Source organism: Aestuariicoccus sp. MJ-SS9, assembly GCF_032586235.1.
In the GTDB taxonomy this organism is placed as follows: Bacteria; Pseudomonadota; Alphaproteobacteria; order Rhodobacterales; family Rhodobacteraceae; genus Aestuariicoccus.
The window spans coordinates 1-3518 of record NZ_JAWHTD010000103.1 but is presented as its reverse complement, the minus strand read 5'-3'; the positions used below and the strand labels follow the sequence as shown (position 1 = coordinate 3518).

1 protein-coding gene is annotated in these 3518 nt (G+C 62.1%); it reads left to right on the top strand.

Features of this window, described 5'->3' with window-relative positions; all coding sequences use genetic code 11:
- Positions 1-58 precede the first annotated feature (58 nt).
- Positions 59-3370 (top strand): hypothetical protein, encoded by a 3312-nt coding sequence (locus tag RXV88_RS23310; protein ID WP_316296116.1) that lies wholly within the window; start codon positions 59-61, stop codon positions 3368-3370.
- The last annotated feature ends 148 nt before the right edge of the window (positions 3371-3518 follow it).

The window sequence follows — 3518 nt, the reverse complement described above, 5'->3', positions numbered from 1 at the left end:
CATCTGCGCATCACTCAGCCAGAAGAGATCAGACATATCACCGCTCTGTTTTCGCGCGGTGAACCATGCCCTTCCGCTGAAATCAATAGGTCCTGAGCCTAGCGCCGGTCTTGGGATCCTGAATTCGGTCAATAACCTTACCGGCGGTGGAATTACCGGCGATGATCCAACTGGCGAGATCAACGATAAACTGGATGAGCTTCTGGCGCAATCGACCCAGCTCCTGACCAATATCGAAACCAACCGGCAAGCGATAATCGACTCCTATTTATCCAGTGTTCATTCCGATCTGAAACAGGCGCTGAATGCGTGGTCGGTCTATCAAGGGACCGGAGACGAGACATTCAAGCAAACGGCAATCGCGAAATCCACAGAGGCCTTGGCGGATATCACCTCTTATTCGACGGTGTCCGCCACTGAAAAGACCACGCTGGCGCCCTTCATGATCGCCGCCGTCGCGATGCGCCTGATGGTGATGGAGACATTGCAGGACGGCGCGACGTCCGGCGAACTGAAGCCCGAACTGCTCGGAACAATTGCAGAACTCGAATCCGTGATCGAACCCTTGCTGCGGGAGGCCGAATACCAGCTTGTGGTCACTATCGTGTCGGTTGAATACACCGATTACGAAGTGTACGTCGACAGGGGTTTCCCGCTGGGTACACAGACCGAGTATCACCGCGGCTATACGTTCCAATTGCAGTTTTCGGATCCGGTTTCCGGCTTCGCCGGAACTCGAACTTTGGAAGATTATTACATGACCGAATACTATCCTAATGATGATCTCGGCGTGCCCCAGGAATATCCGGTCGTCGGCGATGTCCTGTTGGACACTAAGGCGTTTATGGAATGGAAATATAGCACCCGTGGGGAAATCGGAACTTATATCGCAAACAATAGCTCTACCTTTGATGCCGCCGGCAATCTGCAAGCAGCCAGAGCTCCGATGTACCAAGTCTTCTACCGTGAAGGTGGGCGTGACCTTCAAGACCTGATCGCGGATATGGAAGACCTCACCGAGGGCACCTGGTATCAGGGCTCCGACGGCGTCGATGACCAGTTCTTCTCCGATTCGTCTCCGACCTACGACAAGCCCGACGTGCTCGACGGCAGAGGCGGCGACGACCTGCTGATCGGCGGCGCGGGCGATGACCTGCTGCGCGGCGGTACCGGCAACGATGTTCTTTTGGGCGAAGGCGGCAACGACGTCATCCGCGGCGGGGCGGACAATGACCTCATTCACGGTGGCGAAGGCAATGACCTGATCGACGGCGGGACCGGCACGAACGAGCTGAGTTTTGCGGCTGCGGCCCAGGCGGTGGTCGTCGACCTGACGATCATGGCCGCGCAGAACACCGGACAGGGGATGGATAAGATTGCCAACATCCAGAACCTGGAGGGAAGCAATTTCGACGACATCTTGCGCGGCGAAAACAGCGACAATCATTTCCTCGGTCAGCTTGGCAACGACGAGCTGGCCGGCCGACGCGGCGATGACATACTGGATGGCGGCTTTGACGACGATACTCTTACCGGCGGCGCCGATGACGATACGCTGATTGGCGGCGGCGGCACCGATACAGCGGTCATCGAAGCCCAGAGCGTCGGGATCACCGGCGGGGATGGCGACGTTGCCGGCAGCCTTGAGATCACGAGCTCGGATGGTACGGATCTGATCCACGATGATGTGGAATTCATCCAATTCCTTGACGTAACTCTCTCCTTTGCCGAATTATCGGCCCTCGTTAATCCTGTGAACGCGGCCACCACCGGCCTGGCGCTGACGGGCGCGGTCGCCAGCCTGGAAGAGACCGCCGACACCACCACGCGCATAAAGGTGGCGGACATCGCGGTCACGGACGATGCGCTCGGCACCAACGACCTGTCGCTTACCGGCGATGACGCCGCGCTGTTCGAGATCGACGGGACCGAGCTGTTCCTGAGGGCGGGCACGGCGCTGGACTTCGAAACCCAGGCGCAGCTCGATGTCTCGGTCGCCGTGGATGACGTGACGGTCGGAACGACCCCGGATGCCACTGCGGCGCTCAGCGTGGCGGTGACGGACGTGAACGAAGCGCCCTCGGTGGCGCTGACGAACGCCGTCGCCAGTCTGGAAGAGACCGCCGACACCACCTCGCGCATCAAGGTGGCGGACATCGCGGTCACGGACGATGCGCTCGGCACCAACGACCTGTCGCTTACCGGCGATGACGCCGCGCTGTTCGAGATCGACGGGACCGAGCTGTTTCTGAGGGCGGGTACGGCGCTGGATTTCGAAACCCAGGCGCAGTTGGACGTGACCGTGACCTTGGACGACACCTCTGTCGGCGCGACGCCGGACGGCGAGGCATCACTCAATGTCGCAGTGACGGATGTAGATGAAGGCACATCGGAACCCGAGCCCGAACCGGAGCCGGAACCCGAACCGGAGCCCGAGCCTGAGCCGGAACCCGAACCGGAGCCTGAGCCTGAGCCGGAGCCCGATCCGGAACCCGAACCGGAGCCGGAAACCCCCGCCCCGCAGGAGCAAACCCTTGTCGGCACCGACGCCGCCGAGGCGCTGACCGGCGGAACAGGCGGCGACAATATCTTTGGCCTCGACGGCGACGACACGCTGGACGGTGCGGGGGGCGATGACAACATCGGCGCTGGCGCGGGCAATGACGAGGTCCTCGGCGGCGACGGCAACGACCTGATGGGCGGCGGCACCGGCAACGACTTTATGGAAGGCGGCACCGGCAACGACTTCATGGGCGGCGGTCAGGACGACGACACGGTCGACGGCGGCGACGGCGACGATGTGGTCAACGGCGGGCCGGGCAACGACCAGATGATCGGCGGCGACGGCAACGACACGATGGGCGGCAGCTTTGGCGCCGATACGATCGAGGGCGGCGCTGGCAACGACGACCTCGGTGGCGGATCCGGCCAGGACAGCATCTCGGCCGGGGCTGGCGACGACTCGATCGGCGGTGGCGAAGGCGACGACACCGTCAACGGCGGCGACGGCAACGACTTCCTCGCGGGTGGTGGCCGGAACGATCTGATCGACGGCGGGCTTGGTGACGACACGATCAACGGCGGCGACGGCGACGACACGATGACCGGCGGTGCCGGGGCGGATGTGTTCGTGTGGAACTTCTTCAAGGACGGCGATGCGGACGTGATCACCGACTACGAGGACGGCATCGACAGCTTGCGCATGGTCGGCGTCGAGAACGCGCCCGGCACGGGGCTGCAAGGCAAGCTCGCAGCGCTCAACATCACCGATACCGCCCAAGGCGCGCTGATCGACTATCAGGGCCATACCGTGCTGATCGAGGGCGTGGCGGCGGGTGATCTGACGGTGGCGGATTTCACCTTCCTCTGACCTCGGTCGAGCTCTTATCCCCTGCGGCGGTTGTCGTAGGGGACTTGCTGTCATGTGAATTCCGGGCCCATTGACGAAGCGGCTCTGTGGTTTGGGTGCTTGTGGCGGGTGTCGGGCAGTGGTTTGATCTCCGCGTTTTGGGAATGGG